Consider the following 24,738-nt stretch of genomic DNA (forward strand, 5'->3'; position numbering starts at 1 on the left):
GTTCACCCTTTCGTCAGTGTCACGAATACATCGTCAAGCGTAGGACGGATTGTCTCAAAATCAGTCGGCTCAAGGTGATGGTCGTTCAACACTTTTAAAATATTCAAAATCGTTGTCATTTCTTCAGTCAGTTCAATAGAAATTAGTTCAGGGGCAAGCACTTTTGGTTCGAAATCTATCAAAACTTCTTTTGCTTGCTTTAAATCCTCTGGGGAGAAAGTCAAATGTAGTCTGTTCTCACCCGCCAAGCGTTTCATTTCTTTAGGCGTTCCGGTTGCAATAATCTTTCCATCTTTCAAAAAGCCTATGGTGTCTGCCAATTGATCGGCTTCTTCCAAATATTGCGTCGTTAAGAAAATGGTTTTCCCACTACTTTGGAGTTTCCGAATTACTTTCCACAAATCAAGGCGGCTACTTGGATCAAGACCTGTTGTAGGTTCATCTAAAAATAAAATTTTAGCATCTCCTACTAAACTCATAGCCAAGTCGAGTCTTCGTTTCATTCCCCCTGAATACGTGGAAACAATTTTGTCTTTCGCATCTAACAAGCCAAATTGCTCTAAAAGGGAGAGTGCAACGGCTTTAGGATTTGAAACGTGTCGTAGCTTACCAATCAGTACTAAATTTTCTAGACCGCTTAATACCTCGTCAACACTTGCATGCTGGGCATTGTAACTAAACACTTTTTGTGCTTCGCGCGGGTCTTTATCAACTGGTAGTTGGTCAATTTCAACTTTCCCTCCGTCGCTATTTAAAAGCCCCGTCACAATTTTAAGCAATGTGCTTTTTCCAGCACCATTTGCACCAAGCAATGTATAAATACTACCTGCTTCTACTTGAATGCTCACATCTTCTAAAACTGTTTGTTTTTTGAAATTTTTCTTAATATTCCGAATATCGATAATAGGCATCATAGCCTCTCCTTTCTATTTAAGCGTTTTTCTAAGTGCATTCCGTTGTTTTTCCATCCAAGTTTCTTCTGGAAATTCATTTAATAAATTGTCTGCAAACTCTGCCAAATCATCACCAACAACATCGCGTACATCTAGCTGGTCCTCTACGGCACTTTCAAACATTTCAAGAACACTCGTTAAAATATCCATCATGCCTGAGCCTTTTGCGAAATTCCATAAATACGTTTGAATGCCCTCCATGACACGGCGATACTCAGTTGGTAAGGCAGCAACACGTTTTTTATAAGCTTTATAGGCACGCTTTTCCTCGCGGTATTTTTTATACCAATTCATCATTTCGTTCCCCTCCTTCGACCTCTACCATTTTAGCTGCAATAAAATCCCAACGTTTCCAAAAACTTGCTAATTCTTCTTTACCCGTATCATTTAACGTGTAAAACTTTCTAGCAGGTCCTACATCGGATTTTTTCTTTTCAACTTCTACAAGGCCTTTCTTTTCTACACGCATTAAAATCGTATACACAGTACCTTCGACAATTTCATCAAAACCTAAATCATTCAAATACTTAGTGATTTCATAACCGTATGTTTCTCCTTTAGAAATTTTCTGGAGGATCATGCCTTCTAAGACACCTTTTAACAGTTCTGTCAATCCTTTCATAAGGTCCACCTCTCTACTTTGTATTACTAGGTACAACTATATAGTAATACAAAGTAGTGGATTCGTCAACACTTTTTGTTTAAATTTTTTTATAAAAAAGAGCACTCTCACGAAAAAGGGGCTTCTTATGCCATTTATACGCAAAAAAAAGCCAATAGTTTCATTGACTTTTTATGATTTTCTTTTTCATTGTCATAAATACTTTTAAACGAATTAATGAATATCCAGTCATAATGCCTAACACATTTAAAAAGATATCCCCTGTATCAAAAAAACCGACGGCGAGTATAAATTGAGTGCTTTCGACTAACGTAATTAAGATGATGGCTGTTAGTAAAGTGCTAATAAAGTTCCATTTATAAAATAAAAAGCCGATTGGAATAAAAGCTAAAATATTCCCTGTCGTAATGACGCGTAAATTCCCTTCTAAAAATGGAAAAATAAAATCAAAAGTTTCAAAAGAAAAGCCTTGAACATGACTAGCTTTACCAAATAATAGGACAATCAAGCTAGCAAAATATAACATATAGGCTAAAATCGTTAACTTCTTATTAAATTTCCATTCGATCAGCTGTACGCCGATGAGATAAATAAAAAGTGCCGTTAGTCCAATCACGATGTAATCTACAAAACTATATATTTCCATAATGTGATGTAAGTAAAATAATAGCCAGCCTTTAAAATAATAGACGTAAAGATAAAGCGCTAGCGCTACGGAAACAAAAGGTAAGATTCCGATAGAAGCTATTTTTTTCATTTTGTTTCCTCCTAACTTGAATGGTTTATATTAGTATAGCGCTAACTTATAAACAATTCGTTAAAAGGATTTAAAGAAAATTTAAATTCGTTCCTCACGTACAAATAAAAATAAAATCCCGCCAATTAAAAATAGTACGATTAAGCTGGCAACACCATAAGAGGTATTTCCAGTCAGTTGTGTGATGATACCCATTAGTGCAGGGCCAATGATCGCGGAGAATTTACCAAATATATTGTAGAAACCGTAAAATTCATTTGACCGCTCTTTTGGAATAATTTTCCCGAAAAAAGAACGACTCAGTGCTTGAATGCCGCCTTGACTTGTTCCTACAAGCACTGCTAAAATCCAAAAATCAAGCGTTGTTTTCATGAACACTGCATAAACACAAATGATAAGGTAGACAAAAATGGCGACGAGAATCAACTTTTTCGCCCCAAAGTGCTTGGCTAAAAAGCCGTAAAAAATAGTGAACGGGAAAGCAATCAGTTGCGTGACCAACAAAATGATGATTAACGTTGTGTCCGTAATCCCTAAATCAATACCGTATGATGTCGCCATTCGAAAAATGGTATCCACACCATCAATATAAAAGAAGTAAGCGATTAGAAATAGCGCTATCGTGCGGTATTGGCTAATTTGCCGAAGTGTCGTAAATAAACGCTTAAAACTCGTGCGTACTGGATTTTTCACTCGCTCCAGAAAATGCTTTTGATGAACATTTCTAAAGAAAGGAACCGTAAAACCAAGCCACCAAATCGCTGTAAGTAGAAAACCGATGTTCACTAAAGCCACTTCGCTGATGGGCAGTATTCCTGTTGCTTTTAAAATGATAAAAATCACAAATGGAATCGAACTTCCCAAATAGCCAAACGCATAGCCTGCTGACGAAATCCGGTCCATCCGGTCATTCGTCGTCACATCAACTAAAAAACTATCATAAAAAATATTCGCACCCGAAAAACCAATTAGAGATAGCGCATAAAGCCCAAGCAAAATAAGCCAGCCATCGTTTGGCACAAAAACGAATGAAACCGTACATAAAACCCCTAAAAGCGTAAAAATATTAAAGAATCTTTTTTTGAAAAACTGGTAATCCGCAATCGTCCCAAGAATCGGTGCCAAACAAGAAATGAGCAAAGTCCCAATTGAATTCGCATACCCCCAGTAAGCCGTTGACATATGATCGCTTACTCCAGCACTAGATGCTAAACTTTTAAAATAAATCGGCAAAATCGCCGTCGTAATCATAATGGAATAGGCGGAATTCGCCCAATCTTGAAGTATCCAACTTTTCTCCTCTTTTGTAAACATTCACTTATTCTCCCTCAAAAATGTCTGTGATGACTTGCCCTTCGACTTTTGGCATCTTAAAGCCCAAAATTCTTGCAAAGGTTGGCGCCTCGTCAATTAAACTGGCTTGCTCCACTTCTTTTCCGCGTTTTATTCCCGGACCGCTTAGAAGTAAAGTCGTTTCGTAATCTTTTTTCTGCGGGTGATACCCATGCACAGCGTTGTAGTAATCTGGCTGCCCGATTTTCTCTGGTGTCACTTCTTCAACGAGTGGGCCGTCGATGTTATCCATGAAATAACAGCCAGGGATCCCTTCTACCATAAATGTCGCTTCCGCGTCTGCACCTAAGCGAATGATTTCCGTTGAATTGTATACTTTCTCAATCCCTGGTAAACTTTGCAGTACTTCGAAAACTTGACTTTCAAGTTCAGGATTTTTTATGTAAATATAAGCAGATCCATCACAACTTTTCGCATATACTTGCCACGTCTCTATTTTATTGTCATTGCCAGCGCTAAGCCAGTTATACTCCGCGAACAAAATATTAAGGCGCAAAATCGTGTCGACGTCAATTTGATAGTGGTCACCTAAAACCGCAAAAACACTTTTTTCAAAAATACCAGCCTCTTTGGTAGCTTCAATGATTTCCCCTAATCGTTTATCGTGTCTTTGTAACGCTGATTTCGCCTCATCTGAAGTCACCCCGTAGCGATGCCGCATGCTGTCCATGTCAACAAAGTGCGCCATTAAAAGACCCGGTTTCTTCGTTTGAATCGTATCAATGACTGAAGCCGTTATGAAATCATCCAATTGCGGCTGTTCAATCCCATTTCGCAAATGACCGTATTTTTTATTCATATTTAAAAGAAAAAGTGGCGAGCTCCCCCAAAGAGAGACCATCACTTGATTTAACCAAAAACGATTTGGGAAAATTTCCGCGATGTTATAATCGATACCGCTATGTGCAGCAACAGGCCATAAAAAAGAAGCCGTCTTATATCCTTTCGCTTTCGCCAGTTCATATAATGTCGGAACTTTAATAGCATCTTTGTACCAATACCAATCAGGCGAAGCTTTATCAGGCTGAATTTTTGTATTATTTACAATGCCATGAGCGAGCGGATAATGCCCCGTTATAATTGAGGTATGAGCTGGATATGTAAGTGAAGGATAAACTGAGCGAACTTTTTTAACGTGAGCGCCTTGTTCCTTTATCTTTTTAAAATTTGGTAAACTTTCAATATCTTCCAAATCTTTTGCGCCTAAAGCATCAAAAGAAATTATAAACAAATGTCTATCCAATACTACGCACCTCTTTCTTTTCCCATTGTATCAAAAACAAATAAAAAAACCTAGACACATAGCCTAGGTTTTATCCGCTTTTTTCGGTTTCTTCTCAAGTAAATGTTCAGCTTGGTCGGTAACCCCTAATACGTCTAGGAAAAACATCACGACAGGAATCCCAACAATTAGTCCCCAAACGCCAAAGAAGTGCTCTCCAAAAATCAAAATGATGAATGTATAAAACACCGGTAAATCCGTTTTAGCAGACATTAATTTAGGGTTTAAAACGTAAGATTCAAGCGCATGAATAATCACAACCACAATTAAAATATAAAAGACGTATTGGAAACCACCAACTGTATAAGCAATAATGGTGAGCGGAATCATCGAAATAATGACACCGGCAACCGGAATTAAGCCCAATAAGAACACCATAATCGAAAGCGTTAATAGTTGTGGGAATCCCATAATCCATAAAGCAATTGTCGTCAGGACACAATTCACAACGGCAATCAAAAATTGTGCTTCAATCACCTTACCAAAAGTGCCAACAAATTTTGTACCAAAGTACTTTATCTCATCATACACGAACGAAATTTTACTGGTCGCAAATTGATTGGTGAAGGTGATTAATTGATCTTTTCCTAAAGAGAAAAACAGACTTAAAATAAGGGCAATGAATACGTTAAAGGCAACCACGCTTATATTCGTTAAATACGTGACAACCATTTGAACGCCTTGCTCTGTATATTTCATAATATCAATTTGATTCGCCATCGTAACGATATAGTTAATGAAATCATTGTTTGAATCCTGTGTAAAGAAAGTATTAGCAAATTTCACCAGTTGCCCAATTTGTTCGGTTAGAACTGGTATGTATTTGACTACAACAAATGTTAGCCCGAGCGCAATTAAGGCATATAAAATGAGCACAATAATTTGTCGGTAAATGGAAATCCGTTTTAAAATAAAGTTCTCTAGTCTTGTAATTAAGAATGAAAAGATGAATGTTAATAGGATAATATCCATCATACTGCGGAGCAAATACAAAACAAAAACGACTAACATAAAAACTAACACACGTCGCGTGCTTTTTTTGCTGAAAAAATCAAATAAACTTTCCAAATATAGTCCTCCCATACAATAGTAACAATCCCATTGTAACAAATAACTTCCCCGCAAACAGCCATCTTTTTAAAAGATACATCGCAAGTCTGACACTTTAATCTTCCCCAATGATTCGGACTTCTGTTTCTAAATCGACGTCAAAATTGCGTTTTACAGTTGCTTGTACGTGTTTGATGACCTTCATATAGTCTGTTGCGGTTGCCTCGCCAACATTTACGATAAAGCCGGCATGCTTTTTAGAAACTTGTGCACCACCAATTTGAAACCCTTGCAACTGACTATCCTGAATAAGTTTACCGGCAAAATATCCTGGTGGCCGTTTAAATACGCTGCCACATGAAGGATACTCAAGTGGCTGTTTGGATTCACGTGCCTCGGTTAATTCGGCCATTTTCGTTTCAATTGGCTGTTTTTCCGAGAGCGCCAGTTTAAACTCAGCTTCAAGCACAATCAATTTCTTTTCTGCAATGGTACTATGGCGATATTTCGCCGCTAATTCTGAACGTTCTAAGTGGAGCAATTCGCCAGCCATTGTTAAAACTGTTGCGCCTTCTAAACAATCGCTAATTTCGCCACCATATGCCCCAGCATTCATATAAAGTGCACCGCCAACTGAACCAGGAATCCCGCAAGCAAATTCAAGTCCTGTCAGACTCTCATCGCGTGCAAAACGTGATACGTCAATTAGTTTGGCACCGCTCCCCGCATAAATCGTTGTTTCCCGTCGCTCCACTTTATTTAATAAATCTAAATACAAGACGATACCTCGGATACCGCCATCTTTTACAATTAAATTCGAACCGTTACCTAAAATTGTGAGTGCCACATGTTCATCATGACAAAATTTCACAACGGTTTGCGCTTCTTCTTTTGTTTTTGGCATCACAAATAAGTCTGCATGACCACCAGTTTTTGTATATGTATAGTTAGCAAGACTTTCCTGTTTTTTAATGATTAATTCTGGTAAGACTTCACTTAAATTTTTCGCTACTTTTTCCATTTTATAAACCTTCCATTCACGTTGTAAGTTTCACTTCTTCTATTTTACCACGAAGCCTGTTTTTTACAAAATAATGTAAAATAATTGTTTTTCATAAAAAAAAATGGTAAATTGTAGGAACAAATATTCGCTTTTTTGTTTTAAAAGATTGGAGGCCCTTATGATACGCTTTAAAGATGTCACTAAAAACTATACTGACGATAACGTTGCTGTTAATAAACTTAACTTAGATATAAAAGACGGTGAATTTTTTGTCTTCATTGGACCGAGTGGTTGTGGAAAAACAACAACACTTAAAATGATTAATCGTCTCATTCCACTTACTACTGGAACGATTTACATCGACGAAAAACGTATTAGTGACTACAATATTCATGAGCTTCGCTTTGATATTGGCTATGTATTACAACAAATTGCCCTTTTCCCGCATATGACGATTGCTGAAAATATCGCGATTGTACCAGAACTTAAAAAATGGGACAAAGAAAAGATTTATAACCGTACAACAGAACTACTTGAAATGGTTGGCCTTGATCCAGCATCTTATCGCGACCGTAAACCGAAAGAACTTTCAGGCGGCGAACAGCAGCGTGTTGGTGTTGTGCGAGCACTAGCAGCCGACCCAAGTATCATTTTAATGGATGAACCATTTAGCGCGCTTGATCCTATCACTCGTCAAAAATTACAACAAGATATTTCTCTCCTTCAAAAGAAAATTAAAAAGACGATTGTTTTCGTGACACACGACATGCAAGAAGCGCTGGCACTTGGTGACCGAATTTGCCTCATGCAAGACGGAGAAATCGTTCAATGTGATACGCCGTCTAATATTCTCAAAAACCCGAAAAATGATTTTGTTAGACATTTCCTTGATTCTGGAAATATTGCGAAGCCTCATCTATTGCCTGAAAATAAAAAAGCCAAAGATATTATAGAGCTTTTAACTATAGAGGAAAAAAATACGCCAAATTTACCTGTTTTAAAAAGCGATGCGGCGATTAGCGAAATGATTGTGGCACTTTCAGGGAACAATGCGGTGCAAATTCAAAATGATGACGGGAAAACTTATGTTGTGACACATCAAGATTTGACGAAGTTTTTAGCTAGTCAATTAGAACAGGTTGGTGATGCGAAATGAATACGCTCATTAATACGTTCGTTGAAAGAAAAGATGTTCTTTGGACGGCGCTCGTTCAGCACATTCAAATTTCATTCATTTCCCTTTTCATTGCGGTTTTAATTGCCCTCCCGCTTGGCATCTACTTAACTCGACATAAGCGAATAGCTGAACCGATTATCCAAGTCGCGGCTATTTTTCAAACCATACCGTCTTTAGCTCTTCTTGGTCTTTTGATTCCGCTTGTTGGAATTGGGATTGTTCCAGCGATTATCGCGCTTGTTATTTATGCGCTTCTCCCGATTTTGCGAAATACATACACGGGGATCAATGAAGTCGACCCGGCTCTCGTTGAAGCATCTCGTGCAATGGGAATGAACAAATGGCGTCGCCTTTACAAAGTTCAGCTGCCGCTTGCCATGCCTGTTATTATGGCCGGCATTCGCACGGCGATGGTACTAATTATTGGAACTGCAACGCTTGCTGCGCTAATTGGTGCTGGTGGACTCGGGGATTTAATCCTGCTCGGAATCGACCGCAACAACAATAGTTTAATCTTGCTCGGAGCCATTCCCGCAGCGCTTCTCGCGATTTTATTTGATGTCCTCTTACGCTTCTTGGAAAAAGCCAGTTTCAGAAGCACAATTATAACGGTGTCTATCGGCGTCCTGCTGACTGCTGCCCTAATTATTGTCCCGCTCTTCACGACCGACAAAAAGGAAATTACCATTGCAGGTAAACTTGGTGCAGAGCCAGAAATACTCATCAATATGTATAAGCTAGTCATTGAAGATGAAACGGACTTAACGGTGAATTTAAAGCCAAATATGGGGAAAACCAGTTTCTTGTTTAACGCGCTTAAATCCGGCAATATCGATATCTATCCTGAGTTTACTGGCACCGTTTTAGAAACCTTTACAAACGACCCTGCTAAATCGCATGACGCGAATCAAGTGTACGAACAAGCACGGGACGGACTTGCTAAGCAATTTAACATGACTTACTTAAAACCGATGCAATACAACAATACGTATGCCCTCGCGGTATCAAATGATTTCGCGAAACAAAATGATTTGCAGAAAATTTCCGATTTACCTGGCGTCCAAAATCTTGTTAAAGCTGGTTTTACGTTGGAATTCAATGACCGTGATGATGGCTATAAAGGCATTCAAAAAACGTACGGCCTACAATTTGATAATGTCAAAACGATGGAACCAAAACTGCGCTACAATGCTATTTTAGCGAATGATATTAATTTGCTTGATGCGTATTCAACAGATAGTGAGCTCGCGCAGTATAAATTGAAAGTTTTAGAAGATGATAAACAATTTTTCCCGCCTTATCAAGGTGCTCCGCTAATGCTAACTAAAACGATTGAGAAGTACCCAGAAATTAGGGCGCCACTCAATAAGCTTGCTGGCAAAATTACGGATGCCGAAATGCGGAAAATGAACTATGAAGTTAATGTAAATGGAAAATCTGCCGAAGAAGTCGCACGTGCCTTTTTAATCAAAGAAAACATTCTTAAAAAATAAAAAAACGGATACTAAGAGCTCATTGCTTTTAGTATCCGTTTTTCTCATTCATTTCGAATAAGTTCTATGATTTTATTCGTATTTGGTTTATAGAAGCGACAATGTGCTTCGTATTCCATATTAAACTCTTGTGCACGTTTTGGCAGCGGGTTTGTTTTATCAATTAATAGCCCTTCTTCTACAAGTGGAAGTAGCGAAATAATTTGATCAAAGACTAAACCGCCATTTGTATCGCTTAAAACGGTTACCATTTTAGCAAGCGCTTTTCGTTCTTCAGAAGGGAGTTGTTTTTGATGGCTATGATACCATTTAGCAAGTGCCACCCGATTTTCTCTTGTTGCTTCTAAATAAATGGTTTGTGCATATGCAGCCTTCATGAAAGCAATCGATAAATCTTCTGCTGATTTCCAGTCTTCTGGTTTAATAAGCCCTTGTTCTTTAATTTTTTCATTAAGTAACGCAATATCTTCTTGATAAATATCCATTTTATGTTGCTGTTGTTTGTATACTTCAAGAGCCAAACTAAGTTGGTCGATTGTCGGCTGAAGTTCTTCTCCAAACAGAACGTTATTGTTTAAAATGAGTTGAGCTTGTTCAATTCGTTCGGCCACAATACTGTCCCGCTCTTTCACAATACTTGCCCGCTTTGTCAAATATTCAAAATAAAAATTGTACTTCTGTAATTTTTGAACAACCGCTAGAGCCTCTTCTCGGCTGGCTAATTCATCTTCACTTCTTAGCACTGTGATGCCGGAGATCTTTCCTAGTTTTGTAAAAATGACAACTTGAAATAATTGATCTTGTGCATCTATTTTATAAGGTAACACATGGTCTTGCTCTAAAAGTTTTTTCTGTGGTTTCAACATTTTGCTAGCCATTATAATCAACACCTTTACTACGCTTATTCTGATAATTTAATTATAACGAATCTAGGTGAAAAATTCGAGGGAAAATATTAAGATGTTTCTAATTTATAGTTTACATAATATTATTATCGTTAAACAAATGTATGAATGAGGAGGTAAATATTCAGCAATGCAATGAAAATGGCCACTGTCCATGATAGTATTTGCAACCATTTGGCATTCACAAATACTCCCATTTTCTTTTTATTTCCTGTAAATAAAACGAGTGGGATAACAGCAAATGATAATTGCATAGATAAAATAACTTGGCTCAAAATGAGTAAATCATTGGTTCCTTCTATTCCGTAAAGCGCCGTTACTATGACGGCTGGAATAATGGCTAATAGTCTCGTAAGCAGTCTTCGTAGCCATGGTTTTAAACGTATATTCAGAAAGCCTTCCATCACAATTTGTCCTGCTAGCGTTCCTGTAAGTGTCGAATTTTGCCCAGATGCGAGTAGCGCCACTGCGAAAAGCGTACTCGCAATGCTGCTTCCAAGTGTTGGATCAAGCAATTTATATGCATCTTCTATCCCAGCAACTTCCCTATGCCCAGTATAATAAAACGCGGCCGCCGATAAAATTAAAATAGCGGCATTAATGAAAAGAGCCATTGTTAACGAAAAAGTAGAATCGATAAATGAAAATTTAATGGCTTCTTTCCGGCCTTTTAAGTTTCGTTCATACTGTCTTGTTTGCACAATAGAGGAATGTAAATAAAGATTATGCGGCATGACGGTTGCACCTAGAATTCCAAGCGCGATATAGAGCATTGCTGGATTCGTAACGATTTCTTTTTGAGGGACAAACCCTTTCGCAACTGCGGCCATATCTGGATGGCTCATGATAAGTTCAATGCCAAAACAAACTAAAATGGTTACCATCAGCGTAATGACGATAATTTCGATGTATCTAAAACCACGATGTTGTAAGAGTAAAACAAGAAAGATGTCGAGCGATGTAATGCAGACGCCCCAAATGAGTGGAATCCCAAAAAGGAGATTTAATGCGATGGCACTCCCAATGACTTCTGCTATATCGGTTGCAATGATGGCTAATTCTGCTAAAATCCATAAAACGAATGACACGCCTTTTGGAAAGCTATCTCGTGAGGCTTGGGCTAAATCGCGGCCGGTGACAATGCCAAGTTTGGAGGCAAGTGACTGTAATAAAATCGCCATGAGGTTTGAAATGAGGATGACTGACAGGAGTGTGTAGCCAAACTCAGATCCGCCGGCAATGCTCGTTGCCCAGTTCCCTGGGTCTACGTAGCCGACGGCAATCAGTGCCCCTGGGCCCATAAACGCAAGAAGTTTTCTGAAAAAAGTGGCATTTTGAGGTACTTTAACGGTGTTGTTCACTTCGCTTAGTGACGAGTCTGATTCTTTGCGGCGCCAAGCTTGCTTTTCCTTTTTCAAAAGCATCCCTCCTCTTTTTGTACCAAAAAGGCAAATGTAGCTAGACGTACACCACATTTGCCAGTTTGTTTCTAAAGTGCTTCTGTAAGTTTTTTCTTTTTATTTTTAACAGGATTTAGCGAACGTTCGATAAATCCGAGTACGAGGTCGACGATGATAGCCATGAGCGCGGTTGGAATAGCGCCAGCCAAAATAATGGCTGTTCCATTGGTCGCATTTGTCCCCCGAACGATAATATCGCCTAGTCCCCCAGCGCCTACGAATGTTCCGATGGCTGCAACGCCAATCGCGATAACGAGTGCGTTACGAATGCCGGCCATAATGACGGAAAGTGCGAGTGGCAACTCAATCATGCGTAAAACTTGCCATTTTGTCATCCCCATGGCTTTGCCTGATTCGAGCAAAGCGCCATCTACATTTTGTATACCCGTATACGTATTTTTTAAAATAGGTAATAGTGAATATAAAAAGAGTGAGAGTACGACGGTGTTTGTGCCAAGTCCCATAATCAGCATTAAGACAGCGAGCATTGCAAGCGCTGGAATGGTTTGAATGATGTTCGCAATTTGAATGACCCAATTGGCAAGACGGCGTTTACGCGCGATATAGATGCCAAGTGGAATCGCCACGATACTTGCGAAAAGCACACCGTAGATGCTCATCAAAAAGTGTCGCCAAAAAGCTTCTGCCACATATGCCCCATTGGTCGCATAATAGTCGATTAATTGATTAAACGTATTCATTTGCCTTCATCCTCAAAATAGTTATTTTTTTGAAGAAACTCTTCTGCAACAACAGACGGTTCTTTCAATTTACCGTCAGCCTGATAGTTTAACTTCTGCATTTCTTCTGTCGAAATTTTTCCAACCAGTTTGTTTAAAGTTGTTTTAAGTTCTGGGTGTTCTTTTAAAATCTCGTCTGTAGCTACAGGTGACGCGTCATATGGCGGGAAGAATTTTTTGTCGTCCTCTAAAATCTTCAAATCATAGGTTGGAATCCGTCCATCTGTGGAGTAACCGAGCGCCACGTCCATCTGGTCATTTTTAAGCGCCGTATAAATCAAACCAATTTGCATCGGGAATATTTTTTTGAAGTCGATGTTGTATTCCTTTGAAAAAGCTTTATACCCGTCACCGGCACGTTCCATCCAAGAATTATCTACCCCAGCTGTAAGCTCGTTTTGAACCGGACGCATATCGCTAATCGTGTTTAAATTATATTTTTTAGCGGTGTCTTGTCGCACCATAAATGCGTATGTGTTCGCGAATCCATATGAATCGAACCAAGTTTGCTGAAATTTATCTTCGAAGCCTTTTTGAACTGCCGCAAGCGCTTTTTCTGGATCTTTAATCGGCTCTTCGCCAAGTGGGCCAACTAAATCCGTGCCCGTGTATCTTGTCGCGGTAATATCCACATCTCCGTTCATCATCGCCTGGTGTTGCACGACAGATGAGCCTAAATTATTTACCATTTCTACTTTTAAATCCGTGTCATGTTCAATCATTTGTTTCACGATATTTGCAACAATTTGCGATTCTGTTGTCGACATCGAACCAATTCGAATGGTATCGCTTGAACCCCCGCCTAAACCAGGTAATGAACAGCCTGTTAAAAGGACGAAAGACGCACATAAAACAGCTATTAAAGTTGTAATTTTTTTCATTTTCCGTCCCTCCTAACCGTTGTTTCTCGCATCGCGAAGTGGTTTTGGTGTTAACACATTTTCGAGCTTACCGAGGAAATATTCAACGAGCAGCGCCAAAATCGTAACTGGAATTGCACCGCCTAAAATTAAATCTGGGCGATACAAATTTAAACCGTTAAAAATAAAATCGCCTAGCCCACCGGCACCAATATATGATGCGAGCGTTGCCCATGCAATGATATACACAGCCGATAGCCGAATGCCCGCCATAATGACGGAAATCGAATTGGGAATTTCCACATTTATAATAAGCTGGAAACTTGTCATACCCATGCCGCGCCCTGATTCAATTAAGTTTTTATCCACACCACGCACGCCAATAAACGTGTTCCGTAAAATTGGCAAGAGCGCATAAATGAATAGTGCGATAATCGCAGGGAATGTTCCAACACCTAAAATTGGAATAATAAACGCAAGAATCGCGAGCGAAGGGACAGTCTGCAAGACACTCACAACGCCGATTACAAAATCCGCCACTTTCGGTGAACGCGTCAGCAAGATGCCGACAGGAACAGCCACAATGATGCCTAAAATAACAGCGGCAAGCGATATGTAAAGATGCTGCCAAGTTTGAACAAGCAAGTTATGCCCATTTTCTTGGAAAAATTGCGTAATCGCATCCATTATTCTCCCCCCTGACTACTGTGCGCAAGTTCTTCGCCTTTCTTTTCCTCCGAAGTAGAAGCCATATCATCATCGCCCCAGATAGAATCGTAAACCATATCAACAAGACTTGCTCGCGTTACAATCCCAACGAGTTTCTTATCGTTATCTACAACGGGCACATATTTATAGCCACGTTTTAAAATCCGTTGCACGGTGTCACGAAGCAGCGCGTCTTCCTTCACGTAAAATACATTTTTTTCCAAAATATCCACAACAGATGTTGCTGTTCGTCGGTTAGAATCAATTTGCTCGACATCGATAAAACCTTTCAAAATATTGCGTTCGTCAACAACAAGAAGCGTATCTACTCGGCGCTCCTTCATAAGTTGAATCGCAGCTTGTAAAGATTTATCTGCCGTAATGGAAACTGGTTTTGGATTCATAATTTGACTAACGATTGTTACATTCGGTTGTGCCTCAATCAAGCGATCCTTTCCAATGAAATCTTCAACAAACGAATCAGCAGGATTACGCAAAATTTCATCTGGTGTATCAAATTGTACAACTTTTCCGTCACGCATAATGACAATTCGGTCCGCTAGTTTGATAGCTTCGTCCATATCATGCGTCACAAAAATAATTGTCTTTCCAAGTTCCTGCTGCAAGCTTTTAAATTCCTCTTGAAGTGCATCACGCGTAATCGGGTCAAGTGCCCCAAACGGTTCATCCATTAAAATGAGCGTTTGGTCAGCTGCTAAGGCACGAAGTACGCCAATACGCTGTTGCTGTCCACCGCTAAGCTCATATGGATATCTGTCTAAATATTCTTCTGGCAAGTCGACCAGTTTAATCAATTCCTTAGCGCGTTCATGTTTCTTTTCATCCGACCACTTCAAAAGCTTTGGGACTAAAACGATGTTATCGCGAATCGTCATATGCGGCATTAAACCAATTTGTTGAATCACATACCCAATTGAACGGCGAAGTTTTACTGGATCTTCTTGTAAAATATCCTTATCGTTAATGAAAATTTTACCTTCAGAAGGTTCAATCAAACGATTTATCATTTTCATCGTAGTCGTTTTCCCACAACCACTTGGTCCGATAAAACAAATAAATTCACCCTTTTCAATATTCAGGTTTAAGTCACTAACCGCCTTTTTCCCACCTTTATACGTCTTCGTAACGTGTTCAAACTTTAACACGAAGAACACCTCCATATGTATTTCTATTTTAACCAATCTTTAGTCAAGTTCCCTATTTTCTAGGCGTCTAAACAAAAAATCCTTATAGAACTATCTATAAGGAGACTATATAAAAAGTATATACTTGTGCCTAGCAAAACGCAACATATCTAACTTCTAAGCACTATAAAACTCCTTGTAGATGGCGCTACAAAGAGTTTCCTAATTTATTTCGGCAGAAACAACTGCGGTTTCATTTTCATCATCACGGTGATCACCAAGCCACAAACAACTATTGTCGCAAGGCAGCTTAGTCCGTTCATTACAATGGAGAAAAGTTGGGCACTCCAACCAGCGAATGCATACGCTCCCCAAAATAGAACACCAGCAAGGTAATGCCAGAAATACCTAGCAATACCTCCCGCAAACATCGCCACCCACGCAAAAGTGATGGCTTTTTTAAAGTTTTTCTCAGTTAAAAAGGCTCTGATTTTTTTAGAATAAATTCCAGAAAAAGCAATGAAAGCGAAAGCAAGCACATACTCAATGAGCGCCTGATTCCACATTAAAATATAAGCTTTTCCTGTTAAAAAATGAAGCAACCCCCATAGAAGTCCAGCAAATCCAGCAGCTAAAAAGCCCCTTCGAATTGCTACTACATACATGGGAATCATGCCGAGCGAAATCGAAAAGCTCGAACCGATATCAAGTGGTATAAAACTTAATATCATCGCAATCGCTGCAAAAATTGCACATTCCAGTAACACAATTAAACGTTTGTTTGCCATAAAAAATAAACTCCCTTCTTCTTTTGGACATACACGCACCGCAGAAGAAAGCAGTTTTCAATATGAAAAATGCAATCGCCACAATCCCTACGCTCGTATTAACGAACAGGTTCAAAGGGTCAGAGTGAAACACTCAATCTCAGCTTAAAGCCCCCCCTGTGGTAACGTAATATGAAATTCTTAATAAAACCTATTATACCATGCCAAGAAAAAAAGTAAACCCTATTCTTCTCCTGAAAAAAGCACCGCGTTTTGTTTTCGCTTACTAAGCTTCGCAAAAACCAGCTTATAGCTATTTTCCAAGATGGCAGAAAGCAGTTCATCTGGCACATCGCAATCGCTAGAAATCATCACCGAAATCCAGTGCGTCTTATTCAAATGATAGCCCGGTACAATCGCCTGATACTCTTCCTTTAGACGTTCAGCCCGTTCAGGCTCACATTTTGCGCTAATGAACAGAATATCTTGGTGACGATGAATAAGCGCAAACATCTTATCGCCAACTTTCATTACGCTTGCTTCTTTTCCAAACGGGAAAGTCAGTTTTGCTCCTTGTAAGGACTCGCAAAAGGCAACCCATTTTATTCGTTCTAATTCAAATTCCATTTGCCCCACCTCTTTTTTTAGTATAACACGTGAAAAGCTTTATTTACGAGCGGTAGCATGGTAAAATAGGGATAATGTGCTTTTTTATAGGAGGAAAATAATGTTAACAGTGAATAACGTCGCACTTCGATATGGCGATAAAAAGCTATTTGAAGATGTATCGATTAAATTTACACCAGGTAATTGTTACGGTTTAATTGGCGCAAACGGGGCCGGTAAATCGACATTTTTGAAAGTTCTATCAGGTGAAGTGGATTCGCAATCAGGAAATGTGCATATCACGCCTGGCGAGCGCCTTGCTGTGCTTCAACAAGACCATTTCCAATATGATAATGAACTCGTTTTAAACACCGTCATTATGGGTCATAAAACGCTTTATGACATCATGGAAGAGAAAAACGCAATTTATATGAAACCGGATTTCAGCGATGCAGATGGTATCCGTGCGGCTGAACTCGAAGGCGAATTTGGTGAGCTTGGCGGTTGGGAAGCTGAGCCAGATGCAGCTGTCCTTTTAAACGGTCTTGGCATTCCATCTGAACTTCACGGTAAAATGATGAAAGACTTAACAGGTTCTGAAAAAGTGAAAGTGTTACTTGCACAAGCCTTATTTGGTAAACCTGACATTTTGCTACTCGATGAGCCAACAAACCACTTGGATATTCGGGCGATTCATTGGTTAGAGGAGTTTCTAATCAACTTTGAGAACACGGTTATTGTCGTATCGCATGACCGTCACTTTTTAAACAAAGTATGTACGCATATTGCCGATCTTGATTTCAGCAAAATTAAACTCTATGTCGGAAACTACGATTTCTGGTATGAGTCGAGCCAACTGGCGCAAACAATGATGAGCGACCGCAACAAGAAAAAAGAAGAGAAAATGAAAGAACTTCAGGACTTCATTGCGCGTTTCAGTGCGAATGCCTCCAAATCAAAACAGGCGACTAGCCGTAAGAAAATGCTTGAAAAGATTACGCTAGAAGATATTCAGCCATCAAGTCGGCGCTATCCATTCATTCAATTTAAGCCTGACCGGGATGTCGGCAATGACCTCCTAACCGTAGAAAATTTAACCAAAGAGATTGACGGGGTTAAGGTTTTAGATAATGTTTCCTTCACGATTAATCGCGATGACAAAGTGGCGCTCGTTGGTGACGATGAAGTTGCGAAAACGACGCTATTCCAGATTTTAGCTGGTGAAATGGAGCCGGATTCCGGGACTTTCCGCTGGGGCGTGACAACAAGCCAAAGCTACTTCCCGAAAGATAACTCTGAGTTTTTCACAGAAAACAATCTAAATCTCGTGGAATGGCTGCGCCAATATTCTCCGCAAGACGATTCCGAAGCGTTCCTGCGCGGCTTCCTTGGACGCATGCTCTTTAGCGGTGACGAAGTGCTAAAAAAAGTGAAAGTACTTTCTGGGGGCGAAAAGGTACGCTGTATGTTGTCGAAAATGATGCTTTCAGGTTCCAACGTACTACTGCTTGATGAGCCTACTAACCACTTGGACTTGGAGTCGATTACCGCTCTAAATAACGGCCTACTTGGCTTTAAAGGCGCGATGATTTTAGCTTCACATGACCATCAACTACTTGAAAGTATAGCAACGCGAATTGTGAACCTTTCTAAAGATAATTTCTACAATAAAGAAATTAGTTATGACGGCTATTTAGCAGAAGTCATGCAAGTGAATGACTGATAAAAAAGCGTGAATCCAACTGGATTCACGCTTTTTTAAAGTAATCTTCAATAATTTCCATATGCGTTGGATTGAAAAGCGGCGGAATCTCGTTTTGTCCCACCCATTTCAGTTCCAACGTTTCTTCATTGTTAAAGCTTAAATCAACGTTTTCTGATACAACAACTTGATAGACTAAATCGATGCACTGCGCAACATCACCATTTGGATAGTGCTGTTCAAGCGTCGTATAAACACCTTGAAAGTCCCTAACCGAAAACTTTTCGATACTTGTTTCTTCAAAAATCTCACGTCGAAGTGTATCTTCAGGTTTCTCAGAAAGTTCCATTGCCCCACCCGTTAATCCCCAAAGGTTGCTATCTCCGCGGCGTTGCATTAAAATCTGACCTTTCCCGTTCCCAATAACGCCTACAACGAATGTCAAAATAATTTTTTCATGCCCTACTTTTGAACGAATCCAATTGATATAATCCATCATCTGCCCCGTTTCTTATTTTAAAGTAATTTGACCCGTATCTATCGTAATAGGCGAAAGCGAATCACCCACATAAGAAAGCCATGATAAAGAAATCCACTTGATATCACTGACTTTATCAATTTTGCTAATCGGGAAAACTAGCTCACCAGAAATCGTTTTTCCTTTTTCGATTTCACTATCATCGAAAGTTGAAAGGAGCATATCGCCGCCGTTCACACTTTCTTTCGGTGTCTTCAATTCCCCTTGATTCGGATATGTGGTCACTTTCTTGTCCCCATGATTCGTGATTTCAAGCGCTACCGTCACACTTCCCGGCAATTCTTTGTCTTCAAGCGAAGAATAAATCGCTTTTTTCTCCACTTTGATACTCGTAATCTTGCTTTCAATTTGGTTGTCCGTCTGCTTAAAATTCACAGGATATGTTTTCGATTCCGTTGCCGAGCTTTCCCCTGAATCATTGGTCATTGAGAAATTGCGCACGCTATCTTGCACGTCTTGGAAATTCTTAAACGCCACAATAATCCCAATTATCGAAGCAATCATCAAAACTGTGCTGCTTCCAAGAATAATGGCACCCACTTTTCTTTTTTTCGGGAAAAAGAGGATGACCACTCCTATAATGAATAAGATAAAGGAGATGACTCCACCAAAAATCCAAAATACCATATTATGTCTCCTTTTTTAATGAAATATTGTGTTTATCATATCATTTATTGAACAGGGAGGCAAAAAACTGCAAAACCATCGCTGGCTTTGCAGTTTTGTTAAACTTCCATAATAATCGGTAAAATCATCGGTCTACGTTTAGTCTGCTCAAACAAATAACGATTTAATTTATCACGAATATCTTGTTTTAGTTTCGCCCATTCAAATTCATTTTCTTGTAAGTTGTCTAAAACAATTTTGCTCACCACTTTGGCCGATTCCTCAATCAAATGTTCCGATTCGCGCACATAAATGAAGCCACGCGAAATAATTTCAGGACCCGACACAATTGTTTTCGATTTGCGGTTTAATGTTACAACCACAATGAAAATACCATCTTCTGAAAGCAATTTGCGGTCGCGCAAGACAATGTTACCAACATCGCCAACACCTAAACCGTCAATGAGCGTATTGCCAGCATAAACACGATTGCCCATTGTCATTTTGCCTGCTTTATATTCTACCACATCGCCTTTCCCAGCGACAAAAACGTTCGTTTTCGGAATGCCGACACTATAAGCTAATTTAGCATGACTAATGAGCATCCGATACTCTCCGTGAACGGGAATAAAATACGTCGGTTTCAACAAGTTTAAGACCAATTTTAAATCATCTTGACTCCCGTGACCAGAAATGAATAAATTGCGACTCATTGTCAGAACACGAGCGCCCGCCCGGTAAAGCATATCCATTGTTTTCGCCATCATCGTTTCAAGCGAAGGACTTGGTGTCGTAGTGACATAAACCGTATCGCCCGCTTTAATGTTAAGCTGCGGATGGTTACCTTTTGTCATTTGTTGCAGCGACTGAATGGGCTCGCCTAGATTCCCAGTTTCAATCACCGTAATTTCATGATCTTTGTATTTCTTCATGTCTTTATGAGAAATAATCAAATCATCTTCGACAATAAGTTTATCAAGGCGTCTTGTTATCTCTACTACTCGTTCCAATTCCTTTCCAACAATAACGACTTTACGCTTTGTTGCGGCAGAAGCATCTAAAACTTGCTGCAAGCGAATGACGTTTGAGGCTACGCATGCCACAATGATTCGTCCTTCTGCTGTGCGGAAAGCGTGACGCACTTCTTCCTCAATGTCGCTATCGCTAGAAGTTGTCCCAGGATGTTCCGCTTCAGAACTGTCGGAAAGAAGCGCGAGAACGCCCGACTCTCCAATATCAGCAATGGCACTCAAACTTGTTTCATAGCCATCTTTCGCCGATTGATCAATTTTAAAGTCTCCTGTGTAAACAATCGCGCCTTCACTAGTATCAACAACGATTGCAACGGAATCAGGAATCGTATGTGTTGTCCGGAAGAAACGAATATTTGCTTTTTTAAATTCAATGACACTATCTTCATCAATCACGTGGAAATTTTTAAAGCGCACTTTTTTATACTCTTTTACAGAAGCTTTCGCAAGTTCAATCGTAAGCTCCGTCCCGTAAACTGGCGCTTTTACTTTTTGAAGTAAGTACGGTAAGGCGCCAATCGCATCTTCATGTCCGTGCGATAGTACAATCGCTTTAACACGGTCCTTATTTTCCTCCAAATAGCGGAAATCGGGAATGACCACATCGATGCCGAGCAATTCATCTTCTGGGAACATCAGCCCCGCATCAAGGACGAAAAGTTCATCGTCCACTTCTACCACATACATGTTTTTTCCGCTTTCAGCCACTCCACCAAGAGGAATGATTTTTATCTGTTTCGCTTTTTTAATTGTCAAAGCGGAAACCTCCTTTAGCTTTTTTTCGCTTGTTTATAAATAGATTGTAATTTTTCCGCTTGCACAGCATTCAAATCGACAAGAGGAAGTCTAACAGGGCCAACATCAACCCCTAATTCTCGTAGTAAAAACTTCGTTGGAGCTGGGTTTGGAACGGCAAAAATACCAGTCATGAGCGGAAGCAACTTCCGATGAATCGCGGCCGCCTTTCTCACTTCCCCATTTTCAAACGAATGAATCATTTCTTGCATTTCAGGACCCGCTACATGGCTAAGAACAGATACCACGCCGTGCCCGCCAACAGCTAAAATAGGCAACGTCAAGCTATCATCTCCGCTATAAACGGAGAAATCAGCTGCTGTTTCTTCAATAATTTTGGAAATATTATCTAAGTTCCCGCTGGATTCCTTAACAGAAACGATATTGTCTAATTTCGCGAGTTCAATGATGGTTTCTGGCTCGATATTAACGACAGAACGACCCGGAATATTATAAATCATCACCGGCAACGGCGAATTTTCAGCAACTGCTTTAAAATGCGCATAAAGCCCATCTTGATTTGGCTTATTGTAGTACGGCGCCACAATTAGTGCAGCGTCATAGCCGCCAAGGTCGGCCACTTCTTTTGTGAACCGAATTGTTTCGTCGGTATTATTTGATCCTGTACCTGCAATTAGTTTCGCGCGGCCATCATTTGCTTTCGCCACTTCTGTAAACAATTTGATTTTTTCATCGTGGCTTAAAGTTGGTGACTCGCCCGTTGTTCCTGAAACGACAAGCGCGTCCGTTCCATTTTCAATCAAGTAATTCACTAAAGCATGAATTCGTTTGCGGCAGACTACATTTTTTTCTGGATGAATCGGCGTTACCATCGCCGTAATCACTTTCCCAAAGTTCATTTTTATTCCTCCTAAATAGTAGGGAATTACTCAAAATCAAGACAAAATTCATCATGTAAAGCATTAACTGCTGGAATTAAATCGTCTTCGCTGACTAAAACCCAGATGGTCGTATGGCTATCTGCGGATTGTAAAATTTGAATGCCTTTTTGGGCAAGTGCGCGTACAATTTTCGCTGTGACACCTGGTACTCCTGTGATGCCCGCGCCAACAATTGAAACTTTCGCGCACTCCGTTTTAGACATAACCGAAAAATCTTTTGCTTTTAAAAGTTTTTCAACGGTTTCTTTTTTTTCTTCTGGAACGGTAAACACGATATTCGTGGCCGAAATATTGATAAAATCAAGGCTAATTCCGCCGTCTGCTAAAAGTGCAAAAGCTGATTCCTGCGTTCTTTTGGCATCTGTTTGCACGGAAACTTGTACTAAATCCGTTACGTGAGCAATGCCTGTTACGAGGCGCTCCTTCACATCAAAGTGCCCTGCTTCTCCGCTAGCGACCAGCGTGCCTTCTCCGTCCAAATAAGTGGAGCGAATGCGCATCGGAATTTTTGCTGTCATCGCAATCTCAACAGCTCTCGGGTGAATCACCTTCGCCCCTTGATATGCCATGTTGGACACTTCATTGTAGCTCACCTGCCGTAAGCTTTTCGCGTGTTCGACAATGCGCGGGTCTGCTGTCATCATGCCATCGACGTCCGTAAAGATATCGACATATTCCGCATGAAGCGCAACACCAAGAGCCGCAGCAGACGTATCACTACCGCCGCGACCAAGCGTCGTCACATCATGATGCTCATCAACGCCTTGAAAACCTGCAACTACGACAACATCATTTTTTTCTAAAGCAGCTGTAATTCGTTCGGTGTCCACTTCCAAGATTTTCGCATTCAAATGATTAGGCGTCGTGCGAATACCAGCCTGCCCACCTGAAAACCCTTCTGCCAACACACCAGATTCCTTCAACATGTTCGTAAAAACTGCACAGGAAATTGTTTCCCCAACAGAAAGCAGCATATCTTGTTCACGTTTTGAAAGCTTCGTCTTTTTAGCGCCAATCAATTCAAGTAGCGTATCAGTCGCATAAGGATCACCGTAACGCCCAATTGCTGACACAACCACAACGACCTTGTAGCCGTCAGAAACGGCACGTTTAATGTGCTTAAATGCCATTTCGCGTGTTTCCGGACTTTGCACCGACGTCCCGCCAAATTTCTGAACTATCATTTTCATTCCTTGCACCTCTAAATAATTTCTAATTTAACTAGGCTCTCTGCAATTTGAATGGAGTTCCAAGCCGCTCCTTTGAGTAAATTATCCGATACAATCCATAAGTGGAAACCTAGCGGATTATCTAAATCGCGACGAATTCGTCCAACAAAAACTTCCTTTTTCCCAGCCGCATTTGCCGCTTGCGGATAAAGTTGCGTTTCTGGATCATCTTCTAAAACAACGCCTGGAGCCTCTTTCAAACAAGCTTTAATTTTCGCCACGTCTGTTTCTTTTTCAACTTCAATATAAACGGATTCAGAATGTCCAGAAACAACGGGAATTCGCACACACGTTGCGGCTACTTTGATAGAAGCATCTTCCATGATTTTCTTCGTTTCATTGATCATTTTCATCTCTTCGTATGTATAGTCATTTTCGGTGAAAACATCAATTTGCGGTAGCGCGTTAAACGCGATTTGATAATGCTTTTTGTCACCTTTGACGGGCATAATTTCAGGCGTAAAATGTTTGTCATCTAACACCGCGCGTGATTGTTCGTTCAGTTCTTGAATGGCAGAAACGCCAGAACCAGAAACCGCTTGATACGTGGACACAATAATCCGATTTAAGCCCCATTCTTTGCGAATAGGTTCAAGTGCCGCCACCATTTGAATGGTCGAACAATTTGGGTTGGCAATAATACCTTGATGTTTTTTTAGCGCTCTTTCGTTCACTTCTGGGACAACGAGTGGAACATTTTCATCCATGCGATATGCACTTGTATTGTCAATCACAATAGCGCCACGCTTCACGGCTTCCTCGGCAAACTTTTTCGAAACCGAGCCACCTGCGCTAAATAAAGCTATATCAACACCATTAAAAGACTCAGGTGTAGCTTCTTGCACGATAACTTCTTTTCCTTTAAAAGTAAGTTTTTGTCCTGCAGAACGTGCGGAAGATAAGAAAGAAATTTGCTTAATCTTAAACGTCGCCGCCTCTTCTAATAACTGAATCATTTGTGTTCCTACTGCGCCAGTCGCACCGACAACGGCAACATGATAGCTTTTTGTCATTCATTATTCCTCCTTCATTTTTGCTTTCATCAAAGTGATCG

Annotated in this window: 25 protein-coding genes and 1 riboswitch; of the genes, 3 read left to right on the top strand and 22 right to left on the bottom strand. The window is 40.1% G+C overall.

The window, feature by feature from the left end; all coding sequences use genetic code 11:
* Positions 1 to 2 precede the first annotated feature (2 nt).
* The 8 genes from CFS60_RS02070 to murB form a co-directional block, all read right to left on the bottom strand.
* Positions 3 to 911, bottom strand: a complete 909-nt coding sequence (locus CFS60_RS02070) for an ABC transporter ATP-binding protein (RefSeq protein ID WP_088838764.1) — start codon at positions 909 to 911, stop codon at positions 3 to 5.
* Positions 912 to 926: 15 nt separating this feature from the next.
* The gene (locus tag CFS60_RS02075; protein WP_088808949.1) at positions 927 to 1,250 is read right to left on the bottom strand and encodes a DUF1048 domain-containing protein; all 324 of its coding nucleotides are present in this window, start codon (positions 1,248 to 1,250) and stop codon (positions 927 to 929) included.
* Positions 1,234 to 1,575: a PadR family transcriptional regulator gene (locus CFS60_RS02080; protein WP_088825188.1), complete on the bottom strand. Its 342-nt coding sequence runs from the start codon at positions 1,573 to 1,575 to the stop codon at positions 1,234 to 1,236. Before CFS60_RS02080 ends, CFS60_RS02075 begins: the two co-directional genes overlap by 17 nt.
* 160 nt (positions 1,576 to 1,735) lie before the next feature.
* Complete coding sequence (locus CFS60_RS02085; protein WP_088808951.1) at positions 1,736 to 2,332, bottom strand: VanZ family protein; 597 nt, start codon at positions 2,330 to 2,332, stop codon at positions 1,736 to 1,738.
* An 81-nt stretch (positions 2,333 to 2,413) separates the two neighbouring features.
* Entirely contained in the window at positions 2,414 to 3,646 is a 1,233-nt protein-coding gene (locus CFS60_RS02090; RefSeq protein WP_088815263.1) for an MFS transporter, read from the bottom strand.
* Positions 3,647 to 3,650: 4 nt separating this feature from the next.
* Positions 3,651 to 4,928, bottom strand: coding sequence for an ectonucleotide pyrophosphatase/phosphodiesterase (locus tag CFS60_RS02095; protein WP_088815264.1), 1,278 nt, complete (start codon positions 4,926 to 4,928; stop codon positions 3,651 to 3,653).
* Between the two features lie 63 nt (positions 4,929 to 4,991).
* The gene (locus tag CFS60_RS02100) at positions 4,992 to 6,035 is read right to left on the bottom strand and encodes an AI-2E family transporter (protein WP_255377273.1); all 1,044 of its coding nucleotides are present in this window, start codon (positions 6,033 to 6,035) and stop codon (positions 4,992 to 4,994) included.
* 97 nt (positions 6,036 to 6,132) lie between these two features.
* Entirely contained in the window at positions 6,133 to 7,038 is a 906-nt protein-coding gene (murB, locus tag CFS60_RS02105) for a UDP-N-acetylmuramate dehydrogenase (protein ID WP_088808955.1), read from the bottom strand.
* Positions 7,039 to 7,198: 160 nt separating this feature from the next.
* Here murB and CFS60_RS02110 point away from each other — a divergent pair, with 160 nt between their 5' ends.
* Together CFS60_RS02110 and CFS60_RS02115 are read left to right on the top strand one after the other, a co-directional pair.
* Entirely contained in the window at positions 7,199 to 8,176 is a 978-nt protein-coding gene (locus CFS60_RS02110) for an ABC transporter ATP-binding protein (RefSeq protein ID WP_088808956.1), read from the top strand.
* On the top strand, positions 8,173 to 9,690 hold the full coding sequence (locus CFS60_RS02115) for an ABC transporter permease/substrate-binding protein (protein WP_088815266.1): 1,518 nt from the start codon (positions 8,173 to 8,175) through the stop codon (positions 9,688 to 9,690). The genes CFS60_RS02110 and CFS60_RS02115 overlap by 4 nt, the downstream gene beginning before the upstream one ends.
* A gap of 44 nt (positions 9,691 to 9,734) precedes the next feature.
* Here CFS60_RS02115 and CFS60_RS02120 read toward each other — a convergent pair whose 3' ends face one another.
* The 8 genes from CFS60_RS02120 to CFS60_RS02155 all read right to left on the bottom strand — a co-directional run bounded on the left by CFS60_RS02120 (position 9,735) and on the right by CFS60_RS02155 (position 16,902).
* Entirely contained in the window at positions 9,735 to 10,568 is an 834-nt protein-coding gene (locus tag CFS60_RS02120) for a hypothetical protein (RefSeq protein ID WP_088808958.1), read from the bottom strand.
* A 119-nt stretch (positions 10,569 to 10,687) separates the two neighbouring features.
* The gene (locus tag CFS60_RS02125) at positions 10,688 to 12,019 is read right to left on the bottom strand and encodes an Nramp family divalent metal transporter (protein ID WP_088808959.1); all 1,332 of its coding nucleotides are present in this window, start codon (positions 12,017 to 12,019) and stop codon (positions 10,688 to 10,690) included.
* A 65-nt stretch (positions 12,020 to 12,084) separates the two neighbouring features.
* The gene (locus CFS60_RS02130; RefSeq protein WP_088808960.1) at positions 12,085 to 12,756 is read right to left on the bottom strand and encodes an ABC transporter permease; all 672 of its coding nucleotides are present in this window, start codon (positions 12,754 to 12,756) and stop codon (positions 12,085 to 12,087) included.
* Positions 12,753 to 13,676, bottom strand: a complete 924-nt coding sequence (locus CFS60_RS02135) for an osmoprotectant ABC transporter substrate-binding protein (RefSeq protein WP_088808961.1) — start codon at positions 13,674 to 13,676, stop codon at positions 12,753 to 12,755. The genes CFS60_RS02130 and CFS60_RS02135 overlap by 4 nt, the downstream gene beginning before the upstream one ends.
* Before the next feature lie 12 nt (positions 13,677 to 13,688).
* Positions 13,689 to 14,342 (bottom strand): ABC transporter permease, encoded by a 654-nt coding sequence (locus CFS60_RS02140; RefSeq protein ID WP_088808962.1) that lies wholly within the window; start codon positions 14,340 to 14,342, stop codon positions 13,689 to 13,691.
* Positions 14,342 to 15,529, bottom strand: coding sequence for a betaine/proline/choline family ABC transporter ATP-binding protein (locus CFS60_RS02145; protein WP_088808963.1), 1,188 nt, complete (start codon positions 15,527 to 15,529; stop codon positions 14,342 to 14,344). The genes CFS60_RS02140 and CFS60_RS02145 overlap by 1 nt, the downstream gene beginning before the upstream one ends.
* Before the next feature lie 206 nt (positions 15,530 to 15,735).
* Positions 15,736 to 16,296: an energy-coupled thiamine transporter ThiT gene (gene thiT / locus CFS60_RS02150; RefSeq protein ID WP_088808964.1), complete on the bottom strand. Its 561-nt coding sequence runs from the start codon at positions 16,294 to 16,296 to the stop codon at positions 15,736 to 15,738.
* A gap of 66 nt (positions 16,297 to 16,362) precedes the next feature.
* Positions 16,363 to 16,463, bottom strand: a riboswitch (TPP riboswitch).
* A 55-nt stretch (positions 16,464 to 16,518) separates the two neighbouring features.
* Positions 16,519 to 16,902 (bottom strand): MmcQ/YjbR family DNA-binding protein, encoded by a 384-nt coding sequence (locus CFS60_RS02155; protein ID WP_088808965.1) that lies wholly within the window; start codon positions 16,900 to 16,902, stop codon positions 16,519 to 16,521.
* Positions 16,903 to 17,002: 100 nt separating this feature from the next.
* Between CFS60_RS02155 and CFS60_RS02160 the strand changes: the two genes are divergently transcribed.
* Positions 17,003 to 18,604, top strand: coding sequence for an ABC-F family ATP-binding cassette domain-containing protein (locus CFS60_RS02160; RefSeq protein ID WP_088808966.1), 1,602 nt, complete (start codon positions 17,003 to 17,005; stop codon positions 18,602 to 18,604).
* Between the two features lie 25 nt (positions 18,605 to 18,629).
* Here the strand turns inward: CFS60_RS02160 and CFS60_RS02165 are convergent, their stop codons facing one another.
* The 6 genes from CFS60_RS02165 to CFS60_RS02190 all read right to left on the bottom strand — a co-directional run bounded on the left by CFS60_RS02165 (position 18,630) and on the right by CFS60_RS02190 (position 24,697).
* Positions 18,630 to 19,079: an NUDIX hydrolase gene (locus CFS60_RS02165; RefSeq protein WP_088838765.1), complete on the bottom strand. Its 450-nt coding sequence runs from the start codon at positions 19,077 to 19,079 to the stop codon at positions 18,630 to 18,632.
* A 15-nt stretch (positions 19,080 to 19,094) separates the two neighbouring features.
* The gene (locus tag CFS60_RS02170; RefSeq protein ID WP_088808968.1) at positions 19,095 to 19,748 is read right to left on the bottom strand and encodes a DUF4352 domain-containing protein; all 654 of its coding nucleotides are present in this window, start codon (positions 19,746 to 19,748) and stop codon (positions 19,095 to 19,097) included.
* Positions 19,749 to 19,846: 98 nt separating this feature from the next.
* Entirely contained in the window at positions 19,847 to 21,514 is a 1,668-nt protein-coding gene (locus CFS60_RS02175; RefSeq protein WP_088825182.1) for a ribonuclease J, read from the bottom strand.
* Positions 21,515 to 21,528: 14 nt separating this feature from the next.
* Positions 21,529 to 22,413, bottom strand: coding sequence for a 4-hydroxy-tetrahydrodipicolinate synthase (gene dapA, locus CFS60_RS02180; RefSeq protein WP_088808970.1), 885 nt, complete (start codon positions 22,411 to 22,413; stop codon positions 21,529 to 21,531).
* Between the two features lie 26 nt (positions 22,414 to 22,439).
* The gene (dapG, locus tag CFS60_RS02185; protein WP_088815268.1) at positions 22,440 to 23,645 is read right to left on the bottom strand and encodes an aspartate kinase; all 1,206 of its coding nucleotides are present in this window, start codon (positions 23,643 to 23,645) and stop codon (positions 22,440 to 22,442) included.
* Positions 23,646 to 23,656: 11 nt separating this feature from the next.
* Positions 23,657 to 24,697, bottom strand: coding sequence for an aspartate-semialdehyde dehydrogenase (locus CFS60_RS02190; protein ID WP_088838766.1), 1,041 nt, complete (start codon positions 24,695 to 24,697; stop codon positions 23,657 to 23,659).
* Positions 24,698 to 24,738 lie beyond the last annotated feature (41 nt).

The sequence above is a fragment of the Listeria sp. ILCC792 genome, from assembly GCF_900186135.1.
GTDB classification, from domain to species: Bacteria; Bacillota; Bacilli; order Lactobacillales; family Listeriaceae; genus Listeria; species Listeria goaensis.